Below are 25,950 nucleotides of genomic sequence, written 5' to 3' on the forward strand. Positions count from 1 at the left end.
GATTCAAGGGCTTGGAGCCGTCGGGCGATTCCATCTGATCGAGAAATGTTCTAGGCCATGAGCCTGGCGGCGCCGGGGCTGCTGGTCAAGCGGGACGGCCCGGTCGGAATCGCCCGGGGGTTCCACGGAGGGAGAGGGCGGATGCGCCGCCACGGTTCGAACCGAGTTACCCCAGCGCGCCGGCGACGTCATGGCTGAATTGAGTGAGCCGTCCGGCGCCCTGCTGAGCGCCAGCCGCCACGCCGACATGCTGACCCTGGGCGCCGCCTCGGCCTTGAACCGGGGCGATGCGGCCGCGGCGTTCCGCTTTGCCGATCGCCGGTGCCGTGTGTCCAGACGCGCCACCGCGCGCGACTATCTGCTGCGAGCCGAAGCGCTCCACAAGCTGGGCAACGTCGAAGCGGCGCAAGCGGACTTGGCGACAGCGATTCAGATGGACCCGGCCGACCCCTTGGTTGCCGTGCGGCTGCTGCGGTCGCCAGATGCCGCAGCCAGGCGGCGGGCGGCCTGGGCGCTGCTCAGATCCCTGACGGCGACGGCGGCCAACCGCCTGGAGGCTGTCGAGACGCTGTTTGCCCTCGGAGAGCCGGTCGTCGCCCAGCTCTGTCGTGCCGGCGCCAAAATGCGCGGATGGGTTTGCTGGCCGGGATCTGCGGCCGCTACCTTCCAGTGCCACGGCGTCGGTTTCCACGCCGCCCGTCTCCTCGAACGCGATCCCGCCCACCCGCTGTCCCAGGGCCACAACGCCTGCCTGCTGGATGTCGACCTCGACTTCCTGGGAGAATGCAAGGTCAGCTTCCGGATCCAGGATCGGGACGTGCCCTATCCGGTCGAGCGGGAGCTCGGCCTTGCACCGGAGCCCCGCTTCGGCGACGCCGAGGTTGGCAAGTCATCGGTCACGGCACTGATGATCGTCGTCCCGGTCTATGAGGACTACGAGGCGACGCGCGATTGCCTGGAGTCGCTCCTGCGCCAGGATTTAGGCCCCATGCGCCACCGCATCGTCGTGATCGACGATGCCAGCCCCAATCCGGCGATCAAGGATCTGGTCGAGGCGCTCGCCGCGCGCGGCGACATCGAGTTGCTGTCGAACCATGGCAACCGTGGCTTCGCCGCATCGGTCAATCGGGCGCTCAGGCAGCGGAGCGAGGGAGAGGACGTCGTCCTCGTCAACGCCGACACGCTCTTGCCGTCAACCGCGCTCGTCCGCCTCGGCGAGGCGGCCTACGGCACCCCCGCGATCGGCACCGTCACGCCCTGGTCCAACAACGGAGACCTGTTCAGCCTGCCTGAGAAGAACGTGGTCAATCCCATCGGCGGGCTTGCCGAGGTCGAGGCATGGGACAAGGCCGCCGCTGCCGCGAACGGCACGGGCGTCGTCGATGCGCCGAACGGCGTGGGGTTTTGCATGTTCATCACCGCGGCCTGTCTGGACAGGCTGGGAGGGCTCGCCGAAGGCTACGGCAAGGGCTATTACGAGGATGTCGATTTTTGCCTCAGAGCCAAGGCGCTCGGCTTCCGTAACGTCTGCGCGACCGGCGTCTACGTCGGTCACCTCGGCTCACGCTCGTTCAATCACGCCAAGCGCGACCTGGTCGTGCACAACCTGACGGTGCTGGCCACGCGTTTCCCCGACTACCGGCTCGAATGCGCCGTCTACTTGGAATTGGACCCCCTGCGACCGGCGCGGGAGGCTATCGCTCGGCTGGTCGTTCCGGGCGGCGTCGACGTCCTGCACGTCGCCGGACAGGGGCCGGGCCGCGTGTTGCTGGACGACCGCATCGCGCGGATGCGGGCGGACGGCAGCCGCGTGGTCTGCGCCAGCGAGGAGCAGGGGACGCGGCTGGCCCTCACCGGCGCTGCCGGCGAGGCACCGCAATCGCTGTCGTTCGCCCTCGGGGCTTCCGACGGACTGGAGGAACTCGCCGCGTACCTGGAACGCCTGGATCCGGCGCGGATCGAGCTGTCCGACCCGCTCAGCTTGCCGCCGCCGGTCTGGGACATCCTGTTGTCGATGGGCAAGCCGATCGACTGGGTCATCGCCGACGGCCGGATTCTCGCGCCGTCGTTCAGGGCCGGAACCGAGCCCTGCCGGATCGCGTCCGATCGGCGGACGGTGTGTGATGGCTGTCTCGATGCCTATCAAGCCGCCATCGACGTCGGCCCCATGGCCGGCTCCGGCCGCCGCCTCGACCAGATGCTGTCGCTCGCCGATCATATCATCCCCCTCGACCGGGTGACGGCGGCGTTCGTGCGGCGCTTTCTCGGCGCCGGAGCATCCGCCAAGCTGGTCGACACCTTTGCGCCGGCCGACCGGGCACCGCGGGGCGACGGCCGGGCGCTTGGCGTCGTGGTCCCGGCGGCCAGCAGCGAGGCCACGCGGCTGATCGCGTCCCTGTCCTCATCGTTTCGGGCGCATGGATACGATGGTCAGATCGTCGTGTTCGGCCAGACCCTCTCGGACCTTGCGGTCATGGGCCTGGGCAACGTCTTCGTCGCCGGCCGTTATGGCGCCGACGATCTGCTGCACGCCAAGCGGCACTTCGGCTTGAAGGCGCTCGTGCTGCCCTACCGTGACGGCCTCGCCCTGCCCGACACGTTCGCCGCCGGCCAGTGCCCGCCCAAGGCCTTCTTCGATTTCTCGTTCGGCGCAACGAAGGTCGACGGGGCCGATCTCGCCCTCGATCCCCGCCTCTGCGGGGAGCGGGCAGCCGGGGAAATCACGCGTTGGTTCCTAGACCTATGAACGAATTGCGGAGCGTCATCACGCCGGACCTCGCCAGCACAGGGCGAGCATCGGGGCTGCGCTGGCGGGTGAGCCTGGTCGACGGCGAATCCGTGTCGGGCTACGTGTTCGCCCCGAGCGATCCCGGGCGGCGTTGGGTGCTGGAGCTGACCGTCGACGGCATCATCGTCGATGTGATCCTGGCGAACCAGTTCGTCGACGAACTGTGGCGCGCGCGTGAGGGAGACGGGTGCTACGGCTTCTGGGCGCAGCTGCCGTCGAGCGAGCTGCAGGCCGAGGTCGAGGTGCGCGTCGCCAACACGCACGAGTCGCTACGCCGCTTCCGTCTGCCCGGGCGCGAGAAGGACGTCTTCACCCCGGTCGGGCAGGTGCAATGGCAGGGCGGCCTGCGCCTTGCCGGATGGGTTGGTCCGAGCCGCACGACCCCATGGCTTCGCTTCGCCGTCGATGGCGAATGCGTGCTGGAATGCGCTCCCAACCGCTGGTCGCATGTGACCAGGGTCACCAGTCACGAGGCCGTGCCGGGCTTTGATGTGCACCTGCCGCGCGAGGTCGCCGACGGCCGGCCGAAGGTGGTGCGCGTCTTCTCGGGCCAGGGCGAGGAACTCGGCGGCAGCCCGCTCAGCCTCATCGCCTTCCCCGATGCCCTCGCGGACGCGCTCGGCTATCCCGGCGACGAGACGGGTGAGAATGTTCGCGCCAGGCTCATCGACCGGATCGTGCCACAATCGCTGCCGTTTGCCGAATATGCCAGCTGGGCCAAGCGATTCCTGCGCCACGACGGCAAGCCGGGTGATGGTGCGATCGCGGTGGTCGTCATCGGCAACGCCGAGGCCGAGCTCGATCGGACGTCGCGCAGTCTGGAACGCCAGACGTTGACGAACTGGGTTGCCGGCGCCATCGCGAGCCCTGACGGCATCTGCTTCGATCCGGGCGACCTGGCCGAGTTCCTGAGGACGGAGGGCCGCAACAGCGCCGCGGTCGTGCTCATGCGCATGGGCACCGAGTTGGAGCCGAACGGGCTCGGCCGCCTTGCCGCGGCGATCATGGAGAGCCCTGACGCCGTCCTGGCCTACGGCGACGTGACCATCCCCGGGCGCGACGGTCGGCGCCTGCCCATCGCCTTCCCGGCCTTCGACTACGAGCGCCTGCTCGAGCAGGGCTATCCGGCGTCGCTCTTCGTCTTGCGGGCCGATGCCCTGTCGTCGGCCTTACAGCAAGGGGCATCCTCGCTGTTTGCACTGGCGCTCGCGCCCTTCGCCGCCGAGTTGCCGCCCGAGGAATTGGCTGTCCACGTTCCGGGACCGGTTGCCCACGTCGAGCCCCTGCTGGCCGCGGACGCGTTGCGGGACGCAGTCGCGGCCCACCTCGAGAGCCGCGGTGTGCCGTGCGCGCTGGACGTGGGCCAGGGCCCGATTTTTCCGTGCGTCCGCGTGCGGCGGCAAGCGCCGGCCGAGCCGGTGACGCTGATCATTCCAACGCGCAACCGGCTGGACCTGCTCAGCGCCTGCATCGATTCGGTGACGCCGCTGATCCGGGCCGGGCGCGCGCGGCTGCTCGTCGTCGACAACGACAGCGACGACGACGATACGCTCGCCTACCTCCGCGCGCTCGCCGCCAATGGCGCGACGGTGGAACGGGTGACCGGCGAGTTCAACTTCTCGCGGCTGAACAATCGGGCCGTGGAGCGAGCGACCACCGAACTGATCTGCCTGCTCAACAACGATGTCGAGGCGCTCGACGAGGACTGGCTGGACGAGATGGCGAGCCGGCTGGCCGAACCGCGGGTCGGTGCCGTCGGCGCCTTGCTGGCGTGGCCCAGCCGCGTCGTTCAGCACGGTGGCGTCGTCCTCGGCCAGAGCTTTGCGGCCGGGCACGCCCACACCGGATTGATGTTGGGCGATCCGGGTTACGCCGACCTGCTGCTGGTGGCGCATCAATGCAGTGCCGTGACGGGTGCATGCCTGATGACCCGCAGATCGCTCTATCGTGAGCTCGGCGGGCTCGATGAAACCCAGTTCTCGGTCAATTTCAACGATGTCGACTATTGCCTGCGGCTGAGCCGAGCCGGCCTGCGGACGGTCTTCACGCCGCATGCGCGGCTGATCCACAACGAATCCAGCAGCCGGGGGGCGGACCTGGCGCGGCCGAAATCCGAGCGGTTGCGACGTGAATTGGCGGCGCTACGACTAAACTGGTATGACCAGCTCGCCACTGACATGCTCTACAACCCAATTCTGGGGCTCGATCCCGACCCGTACACAGCGTTGGCTTGGCCGCCGCGCGGGCTGTCGCCCCGCGCCTGGGCAGCCCCGTCCGTCGACGAGCCGCTGCGAAGGACCATGGAATGACTGCTTTTCCTGACGTGACCGCCGCAACGGCTTACTCCCCGGAGCGCCGGGTCCAGCCCGCGAGGATCAGGCGCGTCCTGAACGTCGGCTCCGGTCCGGCCCTTTCCGGCCGCCTGCACGCCGCGTTCCACGGCGGTGGCTGGGACGAGGTCCGCCTCGACATCGACCCACGCGTGCTGCCCGATCTGGTCGGGTCGATGACCGACATGCGCGGGCTCGTGGCCGACGGCAGCTTCGACGCGGTCTGGTCGTCGCACAATGTCGAGCATCTCTACGCGCACGAGGTCGTCCCGGCGCTACAGGAGTTCCGCCGGGTGCTGGCGGATACCGGCTTTGCCCTCATCACTTGCCCGGATCTCGAACGGGTCTGTCAGATGGTCATCGCCGACGACCTCGATAACGTCGCCTACATGTCGCCCGCCGGTCCGATCACGCCGCTCGACATGCTCTTCGGCCACTCGAAATCCATCGAGAGCGGCAACGAGTTCATGGCGCACAACACGGGCTTCACCGCGAAGCGTCTCGGCCGGCTGATTCTCGAGGCCGGTTTTGCCGAAGCGCGGGTGGCCGCCGGACCGGCTTGGGACCTATGGGCTCTCGGCCTCATGCCCCGCGCCGATCTCGCGGAGGTTTACGTCACGCTGAGGGGGACCGCGCAGGCGCGGCTGGCGGAGCAGATCGAAGCCGGCTCGGCCAGCGCGTAGCGCTGCGAGCAGCCCTTCGCCACGGACGGCCCCCTTCCGCGCGGACGGCGCGCTGAGCACGGGCGGGGGCTCTTGCGCCCCGCAGCGGGCGCGGGAACAGTACAACCACTCCATGCGAGCCGGCTCAGGTTCCGATGAACGTTCTGTTCGTACACAATAATTTTCCGGCACAATTCCGCCATGTCGCACCGGCCCTCGCCAAGATCGCCGGCGTCCGTGTCGCCGCCATCGGCACCTGGACGGCGAGGGACGTCGAAGGCGTGAGACTCGAGCGCTATCGTGCCGAAGGTCCCTCGTCCCAGGCGCACACCTTCGCGCGGCGCTTCGATGCCGAATGTCGCCGCGCCGAAGAGGTGATCTACGCAGCGACCAAGTTGCGCAGCAGTGGCTTTGAGCCGGATGTCATCGTCGGCCACAGTGGCTGGGGCGAGACCATACCATTGCGGGAAATGTTCCCGAGGGCCAGGATCGTCGTCTACAGCGAGTTCTACTACCGCAGCCGCGGACTCGACGTCGGCTTCGATCCAGAGTTCCCGTCCTACGGGGTCGACGGCATGGTCGGCCTCAATGCGCGCAACGCCTCGCAACTGTTGGCTCTGGCGGACGCCGATATCGGCATATCGCCCACGCAATGGCAGCGCTCCACCTATCCGCCCGAGCTCCAGGCCAAGATTCAGGTGATCCACGAAGGCATTGATACCGCGATCGTGGCCCCCAATCCGGGCGCCACGTTCGAACTGGCGTCGGGCCGCCGGTTGACGCGCGACGACGAAGTCGTGACCTTCGTGGCACGCGCGCTCGAGCCCTTGCGCGGCTTCCACGTCTTCATGCGCGCATTGCCCGAGATCCAGCGGGCGCAGCCAAAGGCCGAGATTGTCATCGTCGGCGACACGGTGACGCCCTACGGCCTGCGGGCGCGCGGCGGACGGTCCTGGAAGGAGGTCTTTCTCGGCGAGGTGGAGGGCAGGCTCGACATGAGTCGCATCCATTTCGTCGGACATCTGGCCTACGAGCACTATCTGTCGTTGCTCCAGATCTCCAGCGCCCACGTCTATCTCACCTATCCGTTCGTCGTGTCGTGGTCGCTGCTGGAGGCCATGAGCGCGTGCTGCGCCGTCATCGGCTCGGACACGCCGCCGGTGCGGGAGATCGTGCGCGGGGGGGAGGGCCTGCTGGTGCCCTTCTTCGAACCCAGCGCCATTGCCGCCCAGGTCGTCGCCGTTCTCGAGAAGGGCCAGGCGTTCGACGGCATGCGGCAACGAGCCCGACAGCGCATCTTAGACGGCTACGACAAGGCCACGGTCTGCGTTCCGCGGTTGATGTCTCTGCTCACGCGTTTGTGACGATTGCTGCTGGCTGCTTTTTGGGCAGAGCTGTGCGAGAGGACTGCGGTTGCTCTCGCGCCTAAATTCTAGACTTGGCAAAAATATGAGTGGATTCAGTCGGTTGTTGATGGCTTTCGGGCTCCTTGACGAAAGGCGTCGGAATTGGCCGAGAATGAAACTACTTCGCCCTGCATGTGTCCCCTTTAGGGATGTTGCGCTGCAAAAAACAATCCCGGCGTACTTTAGTTAAAATTCGAAAGTATTTTCCCGGAAATACCGGTTGATTAGATTAAAAATTTTCAGAAATTGTCGCTCTTCGCCAATTTATGTTGGGCTCTAATTGAATAGGCGCCGAGAATGAACGTCGATAGCGCCCGCTCTATAGAAATTTATACTTGATTGATCATGAATTGTGCGAATTTTGACTATAATATGACGCTTGCGCCTCTCCGTCTGGCGGAGAAATGGATTGACTCCGGGATATCGTTACGGCTATCGTCCGGCCACATTCGAATTATGTCGCGATGCGGCAGCGAACGACGGGGGCACTGAGTGTTCGACGCGGGGGCACAACGGCGGACGGTCGTATCGGTGGAGCGCGGTCTTTACGTGCTTCGCTACGCTTCCTGCCCTGACGCGTCGAAGGCGCCCCGGGTGAGCTTCGCGCCCTCGCCGCAGTTCGCGGCCGCGATCCAAATTATTCCCGCGCCGGGCTACCGGCCCGGCGAGCTGGCGTCTCCCGGCGATGTCGCGGTGATCGTCGCGGCGGACGCGGGTACGTTGGATGTCTTCGTGCATCCGCGTTACGCTGGCGGGCCGACCGACTCCAATCTTGCCCTCGAGCGACTTGGGCCGAAGGGCGTTGCGGTTGCGTCTCCTGCGGCGGTCGCGCCTCCTGCGACAATGGCGGTTCCGGTCCAGCGGTCTTCGCCCCCGCTGCCCGCCTCGCCGGCGGGCGCCGGCATGCGCGGCTCAGTCCAGCCGGCGGTGTCCGCCCCTGCTCTGGCTCGGCTTCTGCTTCATGTCTCCCGCCGCGGCGATGTCGTCGGGCAGCCGGGCGAGTGGGTGGCTGGTCCAGCTGCGCCTGCGCCCATCGAAGGGTTGCAGATCGATCTCGCGCCGAGCTCTCCGTTCCGGTTGGAGTATCAGGTTCTGCTCGCCGGCTTCTCGGAGGGGTGGTCGGCCTGGATGCCAGCGGGGACGTTTGCTGGAACACGGGGGCGCGCGCGGCCGCTGAACGGTGTGCGGTTCCGGCTGGCGAGTTCCGGCCCGGATCGTTACGAGATTGACGCAGAGGCGCTCTATCTGGGTGCGTCGATCGATCGCAAGACGGGCGTCGAGCTCGAGTTCGTAGCGCCGTCTCCCCGCGACGCACTCGTCGGGTTGCGGTTTGCGCTCACGCGGGCGCAGCCCGAGTTTGCTGTCGCGGCCATGGCTCCGGTCGCGGCGGGGTTTGCCGGCTCGGCTCCGTCCGGAGCGTCAAGCTTTGCCGGCGGTGTCAACGCTTCTTCTTCTCCTGCATTTGCTGCGGCGCAAAATCCGCCTGCGGCATCCAATTCGGATGGTGGCCGCATCAAGGTGTTCCGGGCGGCCGGTGTTCGTTGAGACTCCTGTGCATTTCAAAATCGGAGTTAAGTAATGGCGACATATGATCTAACTACGGCCCAAGTCGAAGATCTGGTAAGCGCCTCGGGTCCGGCGGACATCCAGGCGGCGACGCTGGCTGCTCTGCAGGCCACCGGCGTGATCAATGAGAGCGGTGTTGTGGTGACCGAGGGTGGTGCGGGCTCCAGCCAGGAGTTCAACACCCTCTCGCCTGGCGCGATCTTCCTGGGTGGCGGCGAGGGCGGCACGGCGGACAACTACCGCATCGACGTGGTGGCCACCGACCCGGCGGGCTCCTATCTCAACGCCGGCGACGTTGACTATTACGGCCTGCTCGCCTGGGGTGAGGGTTCGGATACCGTCCAGGGCGGCTCGGGCGACTTCCAGACGCTGGTCGGCTTCCAGGGTGACACGCTCATCACGGGCACCGGCACCAACCAGATTGCCGAGGCTCATGGCGGCGCCACCGCTTACGTCACCGACGGCAACCTCGGTGCTTCGGCTGTCGGCTCGAACACGATCTTCGGCGGCCTGAACGAGGGTGACTCCTCGGTGCTGCTGTCATACGCCGGCACCAGCGGCAACAGCCTCCTCCAGGTGTTCCAGGGCAACAACACGCTGCTCGGCCAGAGCGGCTCCGACACGCTGATCGGCGGCACGGGCCAGGATGTCCTCATCGCCGGTCTCGCCGAGGGCGCTCACGACCTGCTGGTGCTGGGTTCGGGCGGCGGCCAGGCTCAGGTGGTGCAGGGCAACAACGTGCTGATCAGCACCGGCGGTGCCGACTCGCTGTTCGGCGGTGCTGGTGAGGATAGCCTGTTCGGCGGCGGTCAGAGCTACCTGTTCGCCGGTACGGGCGGCACCGACCTCTTCGGTCAGGGCGGCGACACGCTGTTCAGCGGCGCTGGCGACGACTACCTCCAGGTCACGGGTTCCGATGCGGGCACGTTCTACCTGAGCAGCTCGGATACGGGCGGCGGTAACGACACGGTCGTCGGCGGCGACGGCGCCGATCAGTTCTTTGTCGGCAGTGTCGGCAACAACACGATCATGGGTGGCGAGGGCGACGACACGGTCAGCTTCTACAACTACACCGCTGACCAGGCCACGATCACCCACAACGAGGACGGCAGCACCATGTACCAGTTCGGTTCGGGTGACACCGCTCAGAGCGTCCTCGTCTACGACGTGCAGAACATCATCTTCAAGTCGTCGGAATCCTGAGCCTCGCTCAGTATCTGATTTCAGAAAGCGAAGCGGGAGGCCGGTCGGCCTCCCGCTTTATTTGTCTCATGCTGTAGGTCCATTGCCGATCGGGTGAGAACGGCCCGGCCGGTGAGAACTGCTCCAAATACAAGACTTGGAACACTCCCATCGATCGGATGAGACCGTCCGATCGAGAGGATCTCCAGCTCGCGGAGCCCTTGATTCGATGGCCGCGCAGGACTTGCCGACATGTGCGGCAGCGCGCAGACTTGCCCCTGCCGCTGGCGGAGCATGCCTCTGCGGAGCCACATTGATCGGCAACGTTCTGTGCCGTGGCTGAGGAGCGATGATGTCTGAAGTGCTCGACAGAGATCAGTCGAATGCAGGTCCGGCCGACGGCCGCGGCGGCTCGCTCATGCAGAGCTTTATTCTGGCGGCGCGCCAGATCGGGGTTCATCTCGACGCCGGCGACATCATCCGTGATCACGCGCTAGCATCCGATGATCTGAGCCCGGCCGACCTCGTCTCGCTCGCCGGAAAATACGGGTTTCGTGCCAAGTCGCTGAAGCTCGATTGGGCGCGCGTGTTGAAGCTGCGTGAAGCCCTGCCGGCCGTCGTCCTGCTCAAGAACGGCTATTCGCTCGTCCTTATGTCCGCGCGCGAAACCCCCGGCGCCTCGGAGGTCGTGCTGAAGGACCCGTCCGTGCCGGACGCGCCGATCCTCGTCGACCGCTTCCAGTTCGAGGAGGCGTGGACCGGCGAAGTCATCCTTCTTCAGCAGCGTTATTCGGCCGAGCAGGCCGAGCGGCCGTTTTCCTTCGGCTACGTGGCCTCGCTCGTGTTCCGCGAGAAGGCGATCGTACGGGAAGTCGCCATCGCGGCCATCTTCCTCAGCTTCCTGGCGCTGGCGCCGATGCTGTTCATCCGGCTGCTCCTGGACCGGGTGCTCCATCATCACTCGTTGTCGACGTTCACAGCGCTCTGCATCGGCATGGTGGTCCTCACCCTGTTCGAAATGGTGTTGCTCGCCGTCCGCAAGACCCTGATCCTGCATCTGTCGGCCAAGGTCGACGCGCAGCTGTCGCTACGCATCTTCCACAAGGTGCTGCGCCTGCCGATGGACGTCTTCGAACGGACGCCGGTCGGTATCATCATCCGCGACATCTCCGAGGTCTGGAAGATCCGGACATTCCTCACCGGCACCCTTCTGGGCACAGTGTTGGATTCGTTCACGCTGTTCGTGTTCCTGCCGGTGATGTTCTTCATCGACTTCTGGCTGACGGTGGTGGTCATCGGCGTCGCCATGCTGATCATGCTGTGGATCGCGGTGATGCTGCCGGTCTTTCGAACCCGGTCGATGGCTGCGATGAAGGCTGAGGGCGACCGTGGGGCTTTCCTCGTCGAGACGCTCCAGGGCATGCGGACGGTCAAGACGCTGTCGCTGGATGCCCGTCAGCGCCGCCGATGGGACCAACTCGTCGCCTACGCCGCACGAACGCGCCTGCAGGAGGGGCTCGTCGGCAACCTCATCGAGACAGTCGTCATCCCGCTCGAGCGCTTCATGCAGTACGGCACGATCGCCATCGCAATCTACCTCGCCGTGGCGGGGGGCGATGCGGTGCAGGCCGGCTCGGTCATGGCCTTCTACATCCTGGTCAGCCGCGTCTGCGCGCCGCTGCGGGGACTGGGGTCACTCTTGCAGCAGTACGACCAGACGAAGAGTGCGGTGGCCATCGTCGGCGCCTTGATGAACCGTCCCGACGAGGAAGGGCGTTCGGGGCACGGGGTCCGTGCGCCCCTCAAGGGGGAGATCGAGTTCTCCGACGTTCGGTTCCGCTACCCCGGAGCCGTCAGCAATGCGCTCGACGACGTCACCTTCTCCATCAATCAGGGGCAGACGCTCGGCATCATGGGACGCAGCGGCTCCGGGAAGACGACGCTCACCCGGGTGCTCCAGCGCCTGCATTCCGACTTCGAGGGCCTCATCAAGATCGACGGCGTTGACATCCGCGAGTACGAGGTCGACCATCTGCGCCGGTCTCTCGGCGTGGTGCTGCAGGACAATTTCCTGTTCGGTGGCACCATTCGCGAGAATATCGCGATCACCAAACCCGACGCCACCTATGAGGAGGTTGTCACCGCCGCCCGTCTGGCCGGCGCGGAGGAATTCATCGACCGGCTGCCACGCAGCTACGAGACCATGATCTACGAGGGCTCATCGAACCTGTCCGGTGGCCAAAGGCAGCGACTGGCGATCGCCCGCGCGCTTATCACCAACCCGCGAATCCTCATTCTGGACGAGGCGACCAGCGCTCTGGATCCGGAAAGCGAAGCGATCATCAACGCCAACCTGGCCAAGATCTGTCAGGGTCGCACAGTGATCGTCATATCCCATCGTCTCGCCTCGCTGACGCGGTCCGACCGGATCCTGGTCATGGAGAAGGGCGCGGTCAACGACATGGGCACGCACGAGGAACTGTTGGCTCGCTCCGAGATCTACAGCGATCTCTGGTACCAGCAGAACGGCCACATTACACAGAGCGAGCCGAACCTGCGCCTGTTGAGGGGCCGCGATGCCGCGTGAGGTCGCCACCGACCAGGTCATTCGCCGTTTCCAGTCGGAGACGGACAGGGTCATCTACGGCACGGGTCCTGCCGGGTCGGGCTACGTCGTCTGGGCGATCGTGTTGCTGCTGGCAGGCGGCCTGGCGTTGTCGACGGTGCTCACCTTCGACCGGGTGATCGAGAGCACCAAGGGCAAGATCGTGACTACTCAGAGCCTGAGGACGATCCAGTCGCTCGATCCGGCCATCATCAAGAGCATCAACGTCAGGGAAGGTGAGCAGGTGGCCAAGGACCAACTGCTGGCGACCCTCGATCCTACCTTCGCCACGGCGGACGCGGGTCAGCTCGAGCAGCAGGTCGCCTCCCTGGACGCGCAGATCATTCGGGCCGAGGCGGAGCGCAAAGGTGAGACGCCGAAGTTCCCGGCGGATGCCTCCGCAGCGATGTTGCCTTACATCTCCCTGCAGAGCGGGCTCAACAAGCAGCGCTTGTCCCAGTACAAGGCCCAGGTCGACAGCTATACGCAGAAGATCAACCAGGCCCAGTCGACCGTGCAGCGGTTGCAGGGCGACGAGTCCCGCTACAAGGAGCGCGACAAGATCCTCAAGCAGGTCGAGGAGATGCGGGCGACGCTGGTCGAGAAGCAGGCCGGCAGCTTGCTCAATCTTCTGTCGGCGACGGATCAACGCCTCGAGATGCTGCGCACGCTGGAAGCCGGCCACCAGCAACTCGCCGAAGCCCGGCACTCGCTCGCCGGGCTCACGGCTGATCGCGATGCCTTCATTCAGCAATGGCAGGCGCAACTCAGCCAGGAGATCGTCACGGCGCGCAATTCGCGCGACACCGCGTTGTCGCAGTTGTCGAAGGCGAACCGGAAGAAGGATCTCGTGGAGATCCGGGCCGCCGAGGACTCGGTGGTTCTCAGTAGATCGGAGCTCTCCGTGGGCTCGGTGCTCAAGATCGGCGACGTGCTAATGACGTTGGCGCCGCTCAATGCACCCGTCGAGGCGGAGATGGAGATTGCCTCCTCCGACGTGGGCTACGTGCGGGCGGGTGACCGCACCACGATCAAGGTCGATGCCTTCAACTTTGTTTCCCACGGCGACGCCGAAGGAAAGCTGCTCTGGATCAGCGAGGGCTCCTTCACCACCGACGATACCGGCAAGGCCGTTCCGGCTTACTATAAGGCCCGGGCCAAGATTACGAAGATGAACTTCGTGAACGTGCCGGATTCGTTCCGGCTGATACCGGGCATGACTTTGACCGCGGACATTCACGTGGGCACGCGGACGCTGTTCCGCTATCTGACGGACGGTATGTCGCGCAGCGTGTCCGGAGCCATGCGGGAGCCCTGATGCTGGAAGCCATGCGGGCCAAGTGGGCTTTGCGAGGTCTTGCCAAGGGCAACCGCCTGAAGGCGGCGCGTAAGCCCTATGCGGCTTACGCGGCCTATCTCCAGGCGGCCCGGGCCGGCTCGCTGGAGGCCAAGCTGCGCCTTGCGGAGATGCATGAGAAGGGGGAGGGCACCCAGGCCAGCCTGCCGCATGCGCTCGCGTGGTATGAGGGCGCGGCGGAGCAGGGAAGCATCGTGGCGCATCTCAGCGCCGGCAAGTGCCTCATGAGGATGGAGGCGCAACCCCGCGGCATACGGGCCTGGTACATCGCGGCCAACGAGAAATCGCCCGCCCGGGCCAACGAGCTCGGGAAGATTTTTGGGGCGCGCATAGAGAGCGAGGACCCTTTCGTCCTGGCTCGAAAGCATCTCGCCGCCGCGGCCGAGGCCGGCCACGCGGAAGCCGCGTTCCTGCTGGCCGAGTTGCTGGCCCGAGGCAAGGGCGGTCCACAGTCGGACACAGAGGCGGTGCGGTGGTTCACGGTCGCGGCGGAGAAGCGGAACGCGGGCGCGGCCTACGGCTTGGGTGAGCTCTACCGGCTCGGCAAAGGGGGGGTCGAGCAGGATGAGAAGAAGGCGCTGAGGTGGCTTCGGCGCGCCGGCGACCTCGGCCACGCACCGGCCCAGGCGACGGTCGCGCAGATCCTGATGCAGCGTCAGTCGGTCGACGACGAGGCCGAGGTCTTCACCCGGCTCACGGCGGCCGCGAAGCAGGGCTTCACGCCGGGCCATTTTTTGCTGGCGGCGCTGCATTCGGCCGAGCGCGGGTCCTACTTCGACCTGATCAAGGCGCAGAACCACCTCTATCAAGCCGCGAGAGCCGATTACCTTCCCGCGATCATGCGTCTGGCCGAAGGGCTGGCCAGTGGCCGGTGGGCCGAGCGGGATTCGATCGAAGCGGCAAAATGGTATCGCAAGGCAGCGGATGCCGGCGACAAGAATGCCCAATTCGTCGTGGGCCGCATGTATGCCACGGGTGAGGGCGTTCCAAAAGTGATCGCCACGGCGGCGCGCTGGTTTCGCCGTGCCGCGGACAGCGGTCACGCCGTGGCGCAATTCAACCTGGGCATTCTGCTCGAGCGTGGCGATGGCGTCGACAAGGATCTCGCGGAGGCGCTGGGCCGATTCCTCGAGGCAGCTAAGCAAGGTCTCGACGTTGCTCAGTTCAAGGTTGGATTGGCCTATTTGCAGGGCACGGTGATCGAGCGGGATCAGGCCATGGCGGCCAGATGGCTCGAATGCGCCGCCGATCAGGGGAATGCGGAAGCCGCGACGCTGCTGGCGCAGATCTATGCCCGCCGGGAGACGCCTCCACCCGACCTCCAGAAAGCGAAAGTGCTCCTGGAAAAAGCGATCGCCGCGGGCCACGCGCCGGCCATGACGCATCTGGGGGCGATCTTGCTCAAGACGCGGGAGGGCGCCCCCAAGGCGATCGAGTGGTACCGGGCCGCGGCGGAAGCCGGTCAGATCGACGCCGAATACGCCCTGGCCATGCTTTACCTCACTGGCAATGTGGTTTCCGCCGACACGGCACAGGCGCTTCACTGGCTGGCCCGTGCGGCCAATCACGGTCACGTCAACGCCATGTTCCAACTGGGTGTGCTGTATTGTGCCGGCGAAAAGGTGCCGCGCGACGTCCAGAAAGGAAGCGACTATTACCTGGCGGCGGGACGGGCAGGCCACGTCGTGGCGAAGTACAACTACTCCATCCTCGTCTCCAAGAAGTACCGCATCAAGGGCAATGACGAGATCGCCAGGCAGTTTATGCAGGAGGCCGCCGATGCGGGCCTGCCCGAGGCGAAGGCTGCGCTGGAGGCCACCGGCGCCGCGGCGGCTCGGGCAACTTGAGCCGGGTTGCCCGAACGGCCGGGCTCATCGGATCGGAAAGAAGCGTTCCAGATTCAAAGGCTTGGGGCATTTCGATGCGATCCGATGTTTCCATCTGATCGAGAAATGCTCTAGAGCATGATCCCGACGGCGGCGTCCGGCAACGAAGGCGCTCGGCACCAGATCAGAGCAGGCAGATGAATCGACCGGCCGAGCAGGCTGAAGACGTGCTGAACTCGGGACTCTTCGATCGAGATTTCTACCTGCGACAGAACCGCGATCTGCGTGAGCGTGGGCTGGACCCCGGCATGCACTACAGCGCGATCGGCATGCGGGAGGGTCGCAGGCCGAATCTCTTTTTCGAGCCGGCCTGGTACGCGCGCAAGTATCTGTCCGGCGAGGGTGTCGATCAGGCGGTCGTCCATTACCTGACGCGGGGCGAGCGGCAGGGCTGCAACCCATCGCCGTTTTTCGACGCGGCGTGGTATGCGCAGCAGTATGGCATAGATCTCGATGCCAAATGCGCCCTTGCCCACTATCTCTCAGTGCAACTCGAGCACCGGCATGCGCCAAATCGCCATTTCGACACGGCAGACTATGTGTCGTCCAACCCGGATATACTGAAATACAAGGTCAATGCCTTCATCCATTACCTCAGAGTAGGCGTGTTCGAGGGGCGGATATGTCGATCGTTCAACGCTGAATACATGTGGCGAACTTATCTGGGCAACGACAGGTCGAAGAATCCGATTCAGGCGTTCTACGAGATCGGCGTCGACGCGGGTTGGCGGACGGTGCCGGATCCAGACCGCCCCAGCATCGCCCGCGAGATCAGGAGGTTCAGCAACCCGGGGCCGCTGTTCGAGGACGCGGCCGACCCCGTCGCACCCGGGACGGCGCTACGCGGCAAAGTCGTGGCGTTCTACCTGCCGCAGTACCACGCCATTCCCGAGAACGACGCGTGGTGGGGAACAGGGTTCACCGAGTGGCGCAACATTCCTCGCGGGGTGCCCCGATTCGCCGGCCACTACCAGCCGCGCATCCCCCGCGACCTGGGCTTCTACGACCTGACCGACCCCGGGATCATGCGCCGGCAGGTCGCCTTGGCGAAGCGCGCGGGGATCCACGGCTTCTGCTTCTATTACTACAATTTCGACGGCAAGCGGTTGCTTGAGCGTCCCGTCGACGCCTACTTGGACGACCCCACGCTGGATTTTCCGTTCTGTCTGATCTGGGCCAACGAGAACTGGACGCGGCGGTGGGACGGCATGGAGCAGGAGGTCCTGCTCCGGCAGGGCTACGACCCGGCCCAGGCTCGGGCATTTGTCGCCGACGTGGCGCGGCACATGGCCGATCCCCGCTACATGCGCTGCGATGGCCGGCCGCTGTTGTTCTTGTATCGATCGGATATCGTGCCCAACTGCGCGGAAAACGTGAAGCTATGGCGGCGGTGGTTTCGTGAAGATCATGGCCTGGATCCTATCATCGCCATGGCGCAAACCTTCAACAATAATGATCCGCGACCTTACGGATTTGACGGCGCTCTCGAGTTTCCGCCACACAAGCTGTCGTTGGACATCGAGCTCATCAACGCCACAGTCGATGTTCTTGATGACGATTTCGAGGGGCAGGTTCGCACCTACGACGACTTCGTGTCGGCGTCGGCCAGGGCCGGCGGCGGCCGGGAGTATCCCCTGATCAAGACGGCCCTGCCGGGCTGGGACAACGATGCGCGACGCCAGGGGAAGGGCGGCGGCATCATCCACGAGAGCTCGCCGCAGAAGTTCGGCGCCTGGGTGGAGACGCTGCTGAAGCATGCCCAGGCGCAGCCCTTCTTTGGCGAGCCGCTGGTCTTCGTCAACGCCTGGAACGAATGGGGCGAGGGGGCCTATCTGGAGCCGGACGTGCACTATGGCTACGCCTACCTCAACGCACTTGCCCAGGCCGTGGCAGGCGCGCGGGCGCGGCGCGCGCCCAAGATTCTGCTCGTCGGGCACGACGCTTTCCCGGCCGGGTCGCAGTACATCCTGCTCAATCTGGGCCAGCTCCTGGTCCATCGCTTCGGCTACGAGGTGGCCTGCATCCTCGTCGGCGGCGGCGATCTCGCGGACGACTTCAAGGCTCTGGGCCGGACGCTCGTGGGAGCGGAGTCGAGTGACGTGGCGAGCGATCTGTCACGCTTTGTCGCCGATCTGAAGGCGGCGGGATACGGCTTTGCCATCACCAACACCGTGTTCAGTGGCGCCATTGCCAAATATCTGAAGGATCATAGCTTTTCCGTGTGCTCGTTGATCCACGAGCTGCCGACGGTGATCGAGAGCAATCACGGGCGGACGCAGTATGAACTGATCTGCGCGTCGAGTGATGTGGTTGTCTACCCCAATGCCTATGTGCGCGACGAGCTCGACCGAGCTTTTCCGGCCGCGGCCCATCGCGCCGTCATCCGCCATCAAGGCCTCTACAACACGCCGACTGCGGTCCGGGATGATCGCGAGCAGATCCGTCACCAACTCGGCATCCCTGCGCATGCTCCCGTCGTGATCAATGTCGGCTACGGCGACGTTCGCAAGGGGATCGACTTCTTCGTGGAGCTCGCGGCCCGCATGGCCGCGCACGGTGTGCACTTCATCTGGGTTGGGGACGTGCATCCCCAGGTCTCGCCCTGGCTGCTGCGGGATATCGAGCGGCGGCGGCTCGATAATGTCCATCTGGCGGGATTCACCAAGGATATCGGCAGCTACCTCGCCGCGGCCGACCTGTTCTTCCTGAGTTCGCGGGAGGATCCGTTTCCGTCGGTGGTGCTCGAAGCGTTGGCGAGCGGGCTACCGGTCGTGGCCTTCGACTGGGGCAGTGGCATCAAGGACCTGCTCCGTTCCGATCCGCTTTTGGGCGTCACGACACCCTACCTCGACCAGGGCGAAGCCGAACGGACGGTGCTGCGGACCTTGAATGACCCGCACCTGCGCTCCGAGCCGGCGCGGACGCACCGCGCGCGGACCATCGAGAAAGGGTATCGGTTCGACAAATACGCCTTCGACGTCGCGGCGATCATGGGCCGTGTCTGGAAGATTTCCGTCGTTGTTCCGAACTACAACTATAAACGCTACCTTGAAGGCCGGCTGCGGTCGGTGTTCGAGCAGAGCTACCCCGTGTTCGAGGTCATCGTGCTCGATGATTGCTCCACCGACGGCAGCCCCGAGGAGGTGGAGCGCCTGGCCGAGACATTGAGGCGGGACTTCGTCTACGTGGAGAACGCGCAGAACTCCGGCAGTGTCTTCCGGCAATGGCAGCGTGCCTGCGACATGGCGCAGGGCGACCTGGTTTGGATTGCGGAAGCCGACGATCTCGCGGCCCCGGATTTCCTGCGCACGCTGGTTCGCTCGTTCGACAACGAGGACGTCCTGCTTGCCTTCTGCGATTCCCAGGCGATCGACGAGAGCGGCGCCCTGTTGCGTCCCAGCTACAAGGATTATTACGAGACGTTGTTTCCCGGCGCGCTCCAGTCCGATCTGGAGATCAATGGCGCCGAGTTCCTCCGGGATTATCTGTCCGTCCGCAATCCGATTCTCAATGTGAGCTCGGTGCTGTGGCGCAGGGACGTCCTGGCGACGGCCCTCGCGCGCTGTGGGGAGAATCTGGCGGACTACCGCCTGGCCGGTGACTGGCGCCTTTATATCGAGGCGTGTGCGCTACCGGGGCTGGTCGGCTACAAGGCGGACGCCTTGAACATTCATCGTCGCCACGGCGATAGCGTGACCCATGCTACGGACGAGTCAGCCCACCTGGCGGAAATCGAGCAGATTCACCGACACCTGAGCCGCTTCGCGCTCGGCCCCCAGCTGGAGCGAGCGCAGCGGACATACATCGAATCGCTGAGACGGCAGTTCGGGCTGGTGCCGGCGTCCTGACCGGGTGCGCCCCGGGCGGCTCGCCGTTCCCGACGCTCGACCGGTGGTGTGATTGCGCGCGCGGGCGGAGGCTTAGAGCATTCCGCGTTTCTTCGAATCATCGAAATGCTTTATCTGTTTGATTTATCTCCTTTTCTTTCACGCGAACCGGCGTCCACTTCGCTCTAAAACGCTCTAGGCGAAGATGCCGGGTCCCGCAACGAACGGGTCGGCGTGCTGCTCGCGCAGAGCGAGGTCGACCCGATACTGGTCCCGGTGCGCGGCTTCGATGGGCGCGCCGTTGCTGTACTGGGCGAACGCCCAATAATTTGCGGGCAGGTCCTCGGCCCGGCATTCGGCGAGGCGGGCCCGATACCAGGTCAGCAGCTCGAACACGTCGATGTGATCGCGGGCGTAGCGCTCGAGCATCAGCTCGCCGGCCCAGTTGACCTTGGTGAAGTGGAAGAAGCGCAGCTGTGATCCGTCGGCCCGGATGACACCGTCGGTGCCGATCGTGATCGGCCGCTGGCTGAGGTTCCAACTTGCGGCATTGTAGCCGGGGTCGCGGAGAATATGGACGCCCTCGAAAAACGCCGGCACATGATCGCACCAGCGCTGATCGGTGAAGAGTCCGTTGGGAATGTCGTCAAAGCAATGGTGGCGCAACCGGTCGCCCCACCAGGCGGCGAAGCGCCGTCCCGACGGGCGGTTCGCCACGGCGATGAAGCCCAGGTTGTAGATGCCGTGCTTTAGCGATCCGACCTCGTTGTCGAGGATGGCGCCGCGCTCGGTTTCCGGCACCAACAGATGGGGCGTGAGGACGATATCCTGTTCGTCCAGAAGCTCGACGAGCGGCGTCAGTTCACTGAAGACGGCGATGTCGGGGTCGAGATAGACGACCTTCTCGGCGCCCTCGGCGAGCATGCGTTCGAGCATCGGCGCCTTCACCGCGGTGCAGAGCTCGACGACGTCGTGATCAAACAGGAAGCGCGTCGGGTCCGGAAGTGCCAGCTCGCTGATCCGCACAACGCGGTCGAACGGCTCCTGCCCCACGTCGAACATCCACCCGCGGGGCTCCTGGTCGCACAGGCACAAAGTGAACTCCCAGTCGGGGTGGAAGGCCTTCAGCGTCGTCGCTAGGACCCGGGCGCGGTCGAGGTACGAGAAGGACGCGCTGGTGTAGCAATGCACCTTAGGCATGGGCGTCCTCGGCCGTCACGGCGCTGGCGGAGGCCAGGCGAGCCTTGCCCGCCCGCATGCGCCGGGGGATGAGATCGTGGGCGGTATTCTCGCCGTCGAGCAGGATGCCGCGCCGCCGCGGCGCAGCTGCCAGAGCCAGCAGCGACCCGGAGGCGAACAGCTCCAGGAGGTCGGACCAGTCGGTGCAGGCAAAGCCCTGGCCGGGCGCGTTGCGCTGGACTGCCGGCCAGATATTGCCGGCGTCGTACTTGGCAACGACGAAGGCGCCGGCCGCGAGCGCCTCATGGACGGTGAAACAGAACGTCTCCGGAGCCTGAGACCAGCTGACGACCACGTCGATGCCCAGCTCGGCCATCGTTGTCACCATCCGATCCGGGGCTGCCATGCCGGCGCTCACGGACACGTGGTGGATGGCGGGATGTGGCTCGGAGCCGTCAAAATAGCCCAGTTGATAGAATTCGTAGCGTGCGTCAGCCATCAGCCGCCTGGCGAGTTCGTCGAACTGATTCCAGCCCTTGCTGGCGATGCGCGCGCCGAGGTGCGCGACCTTGAGCGGCTGGGCGGTGGACGGCGTGAACGGCTCGGGCGCCTGACAAAGCCGGGCCAGTTCGACGACCCGCGTTCCTGCGTGCGGCAGGGGGCGTTTGTCGAGCCAGCGGGCGAGGGCGCTCTCCGACGGGGCAAGCAGGCGCGGTCTGGTTGCCAGCAGAAAGGCGTCGACGCGCCGCAGATGCTCGATTCTGGCGCGACCGTAGACGCAGAGGCGACAGGCCATCGAGTCGGACGGTGGGGCACCGCAATAGCTCACGTCGTTTCGCGTCAGGTTGAAATTGGGACAGATGCCGAAGGAATCGTGCAGCCAGAATGTCGGCGTCGCGTCCGGCACCGCGGTGAACAGCTGGGTCAGGACTTCCGGTGCGTGACCCATGAGATGGTGCACCACGAAGTCGACCGTGCAGCCATCGGCGGCGAACCGCGCCAGCGCGCCGGTTACCGCGCGGGCGTCGACGGTGCCGAGCGCTCGGCCGGACAGACGGGCTCGGAAAACGAAAGCGTCGGCAGAACTTGGTGGCGCCAGCGTGACCCGATGGCGAACCGGGCAGAGGTGGAGATAGCTCCAGCCGTGGCTCTCGAAAGCCGCTTGCTCCTCGCCGATGAGTTTCTGCACGCCGCCGATGTTCTCGGCATAGTCATCATGGCTGGTGGCGACCACGAGTGCAGCAGCGCTCTCGGCCCGCAGTGCGGCGATGAGCTCGCCTTCGTCCATGTCAGGATGGCGGCGAACCTCCTCCGCCATCGCTGCGGCCCGCTCATGTGGGGGGGATGCGGCCTCGAGTGTCTGGCGATAGGAATGCCAGCGGCGGCGCAGCGGGCGCCCCTCCTGTCGACCGACCGTGGCGTAATGCACCAAGGGGTTGACGTCAGCTGCCGCCACGTCGGGCGACAGCCGCAGGTAGAGCTCCGCGTCGAAGCGCGGACTGGGATTGCGTCCCTCACGCCATCCGTAGCGCAAGTAGTGCAAGGCCGCATCCATGCCGGCCGTCTCGACGTCCGGGTTGCGCGCCAGATAGTACGTGGCATCGAAATAGGGCGCGATCAGCGCCAGCTCGATGAGCTCATGATCACTCGGTCTGTCGGACACCGTGTTCAACTTTCTCAAGGGCGACGCAGCAGCGAACGGGCTGCGCTCCCGAGCAGCCGCCTCAGCCGCTGGCGCGCCGGAAACGGCACCCGCAATGGCGCGGTCAACCGCCAGCTGGCGCTCCGGCGAAGCAGCTCGACCTGCGCTTGCGCGGCCCGCAGCTCGGCCGCCAGGCGCTCCTCCGCTGCCGCGAGCGCCGCCGCGGCGCTGGCCTCGCGCACCTGCGCAGCCGCGGATAGGCCTGCCTGACGTTCATCGGCTGCCGCCAACGCCTTCCTCAGGCCGGCTTCCTGGGCCTCCGCGGCCTTCAGGGCCTTCGATAAGGCCTCCCCGCGCCGCTCGGCCTCCTCGAGCGTTCGCTCTGCACGGCGCCGGAGCGATCGCTCCGTGCCGACCTCCTGGAGCGCCTCCAGGAACCTGTCCTGTGCCTTGGCTGCGGCAGCCGCGGCCTGCTCGATGCGGCGCCGGCTCTCATCGATCCCGAAGGCGTCGACGGCCACTCTGCTCCGCTCCGCCTCCAGCTCGGCCAATACGGCGGACAACCGCAAACCAGCGGCCGCGGGGGCGGCGTCCTCGCGGTCCAACGTCTGCTCCGCGGCGCTGGCCCACCCGTCGAGAAAGCTATGGCGATCCTGGCCGAGCCAGGAGCGGCCGGCCAAGGCGACGAACTCAGGACTCGTCTTGGCGCCGAGCCACTCGCGCATGCCCCAGCGGGGCGTGCGCCAAAGGGCCTCCTCGAGCTCGGCGATTGTCGCGATGCGCGTCAGCATGCACGCGTGCTCGATCAGCGAGGCCTCGAGCTTGGGTGGCACTTTGGGCGCCGCCAGCAGCCCCGCCTCATAGGCAAAGGGATAGATCGGGTCGGGGTCGTTGCGCAGGTTGTTGGGATTGTAGGAGGGGAACGCGAAGTAATAGAGGTCGAGCCCCCAATCGAGAAGCATCGCTGCCACGTCGAGCGACACCTGGTTCTCGTTGCATTCGAGCCAAAGTGTCGTCCTTCCTTTGGACAGCTCGGCGGCATCGGAGGCCAGAACCTCACTCTCCATGCCCTCGAGGTCCAGCTTGACCAGGTCAAACGGACCGTGACCGGTGCGGAGCTCCGCCAGCGTGAGCACGCGCTCGGGGGGTGCGGACACGATCTCGCCCGCCGCTGCTGCGGCGAACGAAGTCGCCCCGAAGTTGCCGGGAACGCTGCTACGCCCAGGCGCTGCGGCCGTCCCGCCGGCGGCGACCAGAGCCGAAATCGAAACTGTCGGCGCGCGGGCAAGTGTCTCGGCGTTGGCGCTGAGGTGGGCGAAGGCCTGCGGGTTGGCTTCTACGAAGGTGAGGGCGCCAAGCGGGCGCAGCTTGTCGAGGCCGAGCCCGAAGGTGCCGACGAACGCGCCGAGATCGAGGACACGGGCGCTCTCCGGCAGGACCGACGCGGTAAACACCACCTCATCCCAAGCCCATTCGCCGTAGCGCGCCAGGAAGCGGCCTACAACATCCTCTTCGATGTCCGGCACACTCAGGAGGCCGTAACGGGTCTCGACAAACGGCAACGAAATGAGCCTCGGCACTCGGTGTCTCAGGATGGCGCGAGATATCAGGTTTCCTGGGGGCGCGTCGAGAGGCGGCCGAGGTCGTCGGCATCATCGTGAACGAAACCGTCAGGGCCCCGTCGCAGCGGAATATGCCATCGCCGCGACGGGTCGATCGCCACCGTCCGTGCGGGCGGTTACGCAGCGGACCTCAGTTGCTGCGCCGCCCGGGTTGCTGTACCTGAATTCCGCGCTGCGGCACCGGGTCCCGGACGCCGCTCGATGCGGCCCATGGCGGTCGGTCTGCCTCGCGATCCGGCGGGCTCGGCGGGCTGTCGTATCAAGGGCGCCTATTCTGCGGCGCATTTGAAATTCAGCTTGCGCAAGATAAAAGCGGTCGTTGGGCTGGGGGACCCTTATGGCTTACTTGTTCGTTCCGGACATGCTGGTCGGGCGTGCGGCCGAATTCGTTCAGCTTGCCAATGCCCGGCTCGCCAGCTTGATCTCCGCACCTGAGGTCAAGGACAGCGATAGGGTCTTTGCGTTTCCCCTCATCGATGTGTTGCGGGCCTTCGCGGCCATTTCCGTGGTCGTCTATCATGTCATCGAATTCTTCGAATGGAAGAGCTACCCCGTTACAGGGTTTCTGCTTTGGTTCCGCATCGGCTGGATGGGCGTCGATCTCTTTTTCGTGATCTCGGGCTTCGTCATCGGCCTGTCGGCGTTCAGGCGGCTCGATCGCCGGGGGCCCCGGCAAGCCCGTGCCGAGTTCGTTCGCCACCGGCTCGCCCGCATCGTGCCGCTGCACTACCTGACGTGTCTTTTTTTCGTCGCGTTCATCACGCCCGCCATTATGTTTTCCAATGGATTCTGGGCGCAGATCGTCAGCCATGCCCTCTTCGTACACAACCTGATCCCGGAGCATCACCGCGCCATCAACAACGTCAACTGGACGCTCGGCGTAGAGATGCAATTCTATCTTTTGATCTTCATCGGGGTTGTTTGGCTGCGTCGAGCCAAGCCGTGGCTCATCCTCGCGCTCGGGTTGAGCATAACCTGGATCTGGCGCAGTGTCGCGTTCGCCCATATTCCGGCAAACGATCCAGTCGGGGTCGATGCACTCTTCATGGCCGTGACGCAACTGCCCGGCATGCTCGATGAATTCACGTTCGGGCTGCTGTTGGCTCGCATCGTGGTTGCCCCGCGGGGGCAGCGGCTGTTGGCGGCCATTGCACCCTACGCCTGGATCGTGGTGGCGATGGCAGGGCTCGTCGTGTGGGCTATATTGACCGTGTTCTGGATGGCGCCGGCCTATTGGACATCCTGGAAGATGGTGGTGCTGTTCCGCACGCTCATTGGAGTCGGGGCGGCGGCCTGCGTATTGGCGACGATCACCATCCGAAGTCGCATTCTGCTGCTGCTCACCGCGCCGGTGCGGTATCTGGGCACCATTTCGTACGGCATCTACCTCTGGCACCTGCTCGTGATTCTCTCGCTGCATCGGGTGCCGGGGATGACGCCGCAACTGGCGTTGCCCGTCGTGCTCGCGATGACGTTCGTGCTGGCCGCCGTCTCCTGGCACTATTTCGAGCGCCCCATTCTCCGGCGCTACGCCCACGCCGTACCGAAGTGAGCCGGCAAGCCGTCGCTATCGGCGCGCCGTCGGCTCGGGATGTCCGCGGCGGCTCCACGTAATCGGCGGAACCGTCAGGCCTTGTCCGGGGCCGGTGCGGACGGTGCGTGTGGCCGCCCGATGCCGCGATAGATGAGGCCGGCCTCGGCGATCTCGTCGGACGGGTAGATGTTGCGCAGGTCGACGATCACCGGCGCCTTCATCACCCGCTTGAGCTCGGCCAGGTCGAGGGCGCGGAAGGGATCCCATTCGGTGACGATGACCAGCGCGTCGGCGCCGGTGGCGCAGCTGTACGGGTCCTCCGCGTAGGTCACCGCCTCCAGGAGGTGCTGCGCCTGCTCCATCC

Annotated in this window: 15 protein-coding genes; 11 read left to right on the top strand and 4 right to left on the bottom strand. The window is 65.5% G+C overall.

Annotated elements, in window-relative coordinates:
• Positions 1–190 precede the first annotated feature (190 nt).
• The 10 genes from IEW34_RS13765 (at position 191) to IEW34_RS13810 (ending at position 19,630) form a co-directional block, all read left to right on the top strand.
• Positions 191–2,746 carry a glycosyltransferase family 2 protein gene (locus tag IEW34_RS13765; RefSeq protein WP_188609740.1) on the top strand — a complete coding sequence of 852 codons (2,556 nt, stop codon included), beginning with the start codon at positions 191–193 and terminating at the stop codon, positions 2,744–2,746.
• Entirely contained in the window at positions 2,743–5,097 is a 2,355-nt protein-coding gene (locus IEW34_RS13770; protein WP_188609741.1) for a glycosyltransferase, read from the top strand. The genes IEW34_RS13765 and IEW34_RS13770 overlap by 4 nt, the downstream gene beginning before the upstream one ends.
• Positions 5,098–5,111: 14 nt before the next feature.
• Entirely contained in the window at positions 5,112–5,801 is a 690-nt protein-coding gene (locus tag IEW34_RS13775; RefSeq protein ID WP_244641968.1) for a class I SAM-dependent methyltransferase, read from the top strand.
• Positions 5,802–5,935: 134 nt separating this feature from the next.
• Positions 5,936–7,144 (top strand): glycosyltransferase, encoded by a 1,209-nt coding sequence (locus IEW34_RS13780; protein ID WP_188609743.1) that lies wholly within the window; start codon positions 5,936–5,938, stop codon positions 7,142–7,144.
• A 636-nt stretch (positions 7,145–7,780) separates the two neighbouring features.
• On the top strand, positions 7,781–8,731 hold the full coding sequence (locus IEW34_RS13785; protein WP_188609744.1) for a hypothetical protein: 951 nt from the start codon (positions 7,781–7,783) through the stop codon (positions 8,729–8,731).
• Between the two features lie 33 nt (positions 8,732–8,764).
• Positions 8,765–9,955 (top strand): calcium-binding protein, encoded by a 1,191-nt coding sequence (locus IEW34_RS13790; protein WP_188609745.1) that lies wholly within the window; start codon positions 8,765–8,767, stop codon positions 9,953–9,955.
• 331 nt (positions 9,956–10,286) lie between these two features.
• A complete protein-coding gene (locus IEW34_RS13795) occupies positions 10,287–12,521 on the top strand; it encodes a peptidase domain-containing ABC transporter (protein WP_188609746.1) in 2,235 nt (744 codons plus the stop codon).
• On the top strand, positions 12,511–13,857 hold the full coding sequence (locus IEW34_RS13800; RefSeq protein WP_188609747.1) for an HlyD family type I secretion periplasmic adaptor subunit: 1,347 nt from the start codon (positions 12,511–12,513) through the stop codon (positions 13,855–13,857). The genes IEW34_RS13795 and IEW34_RS13800 overlap by 11 nt, the downstream gene beginning before the upstream one ends.
• Entirely contained in the window at positions 13,857–15,743 is a 1,887-nt protein-coding gene (locus IEW34_RS13805) for a tetratricopeptide repeat protein (RefSeq protein WP_188609748.1), read from the top strand. Before IEW34_RS13800 ends, IEW34_RS13805 begins: the two co-directional genes overlap by 1 nt.
• Positions 15,744–15,919: 176 nt before the next feature.
• Positions 15,920–19,630 carry a glycoside hydrolase family 99-like domain-containing protein gene (locus IEW34_RS13810; protein WP_188609749.1) on the top strand — a complete coding sequence of 1,237 codons (3,711 nt, stop codon included), beginning with the start codon at positions 15,920–15,922 and terminating at the stop codon, positions 19,628–19,630.
• 174 nt (positions 19,631–19,804) lie between these two features.
• Here IEW34_RS13810 and IEW34_RS13815 read toward each other — a convergent pair whose 3' ends face one another.
• The 3 genes from IEW34_RS13815 to IEW34_RS13825 are packed head-to-tail and all read right to left on the bottom strand — an operon-like array spanning position 19,805 to position 23,992.
• Positions 19,805–20,809: a hypothetical protein gene (locus tag IEW34_RS13815; protein WP_188609750.1), complete on the bottom strand. Its 1,005-nt coding sequence runs from the start codon at positions 20,807–20,809 to the stop codon at positions 19,805–19,807.
• Complete coding sequence (locus IEW34_RS13820; RefSeq protein WP_188609751.1) at positions 20,802–22,451, bottom strand: glycosyltransferase family protein; 1,650 nt, start codon at positions 22,449–22,451, stop codon at positions 20,802–20,804. Before IEW34_RS13820 ends, IEW34_RS13815 begins: the two co-directional genes overlap by 8 nt.
• Before the next feature lie 14 nt (positions 22,452–22,465).
• Entirely contained in the window at positions 22,466–23,992 is a 1,527-nt protein-coding gene (locus IEW34_RS13825; RefSeq protein WP_210324498.1) for an FkbM family methyltransferase, read from the bottom strand.
• Between the two features lie 397 nt (positions 23,993–24,389).
• Between IEW34_RS13825 and IEW34_RS13830 the strand changes: the two genes are divergently transcribed.
• A complete protein-coding gene (locus IEW34_RS13830) occupies positions 24,390–25,604 on the top strand; it encodes an acyltransferase family protein (RefSeq protein ID WP_188609753.1) in 1,215 nt (404 codons plus the stop codon).
• Positions 25,605–25,678: 74 nt separating this feature from the next.
• On the opposite strand, the gene IEW34_RS13835 is transcribed toward IEW34_RS13830, so the two are convergent.
• A partial coding sequence (locus IEW34_RS13835) for a UDP binding domain-containing protein (RefSeq protein WP_280516286.1) occupies positions 25,679–25,950 on the bottom strand: 272 nt, incomplete at its 5' end.

This window comes from Chelatococcus reniformis (genome assembly GCF_014640075.1).
Lineage (GTDB): Bacteria > Pseudomonadota > Alphaproteobacteria > Rhizobiales > Beijerinckiaceae > Camelimonas > Camelimonas reniformis.

Excerpts from the sequence above, each read along its gene's own strand:
- IEW34_RS13810 (WP_188609749.1), top strand. The coding sequence starts at position 15,920 with ATGAATCGACCGGCCGAGCAGGCTGAAGACGTGCTGAACTCGGGACTC.
- IEW34_RS13765 (WP_188609740.1), top strand. The coding sequence starts at position 191 with ATGGCTGAATTGAGTGAGCCGTCCGGCGCCCTGCTGAGCGCCAGCCGC.
- IEW34_RS13790 (WP_188609745.1), top strand. The coding sequence starts at position 8,765 with ATGGCGACATATGATCTAACTACGGCCCAAGTCGAAGATCTGGTAAGC.
- IEW34_RS13770 (WP_188609741.1), top strand. The coding sequence starts at position 2,743 with ATGAACGAATTGCGGAGCGTCATCACGCCGGACCTCGCCAGCACAGGG.
- IEW34_RS13815 (WP_188609750.1), bottom strand. The coding sequence starts at position 20,809 with ATGCCTAAGGTGCATTGCTACACCAGCGCGTCCTTCTCGTACCTCGAC.
- IEW34_RS13805 (WP_188609748.1), top strand. The coding sequence starts at position 13,857 with ATGCTGGAAGCCATGCGGGCCAAGTGGGCTTTGCGAGGTCTTGCCAAG.
- IEW34_RS13780 (WP_188609743.1), top strand. The coding sequence starts at position 5,936 with ATGAACGTTCTGTTCGTACACAATAATTTTCCGGCACAATTCCGCCAT.
- IEW34_RS13795 (WP_188609746.1), top strand. The coding sequence starts at position 10,287 with ATGTCTGAAGTGCTCGACAGAGATCAGTCGAATGCAGGTCCGGCCGAC.
- IEW34_RS13800 (WP_188609747.1), top strand. The coding sequence starts at position 12,511 with ATGCCGCGTGAGGTCGCCACCGACCAGGTCATTCGCCGTTTCCAGTCG.
- IEW34_RS13830 (WP_188609753.1), top strand. The coding sequence starts at position 24,390 with ATGGCTTACTTGTTCGTTCCGGACATGCTGGTCGGGCGTGCGGCCGAA.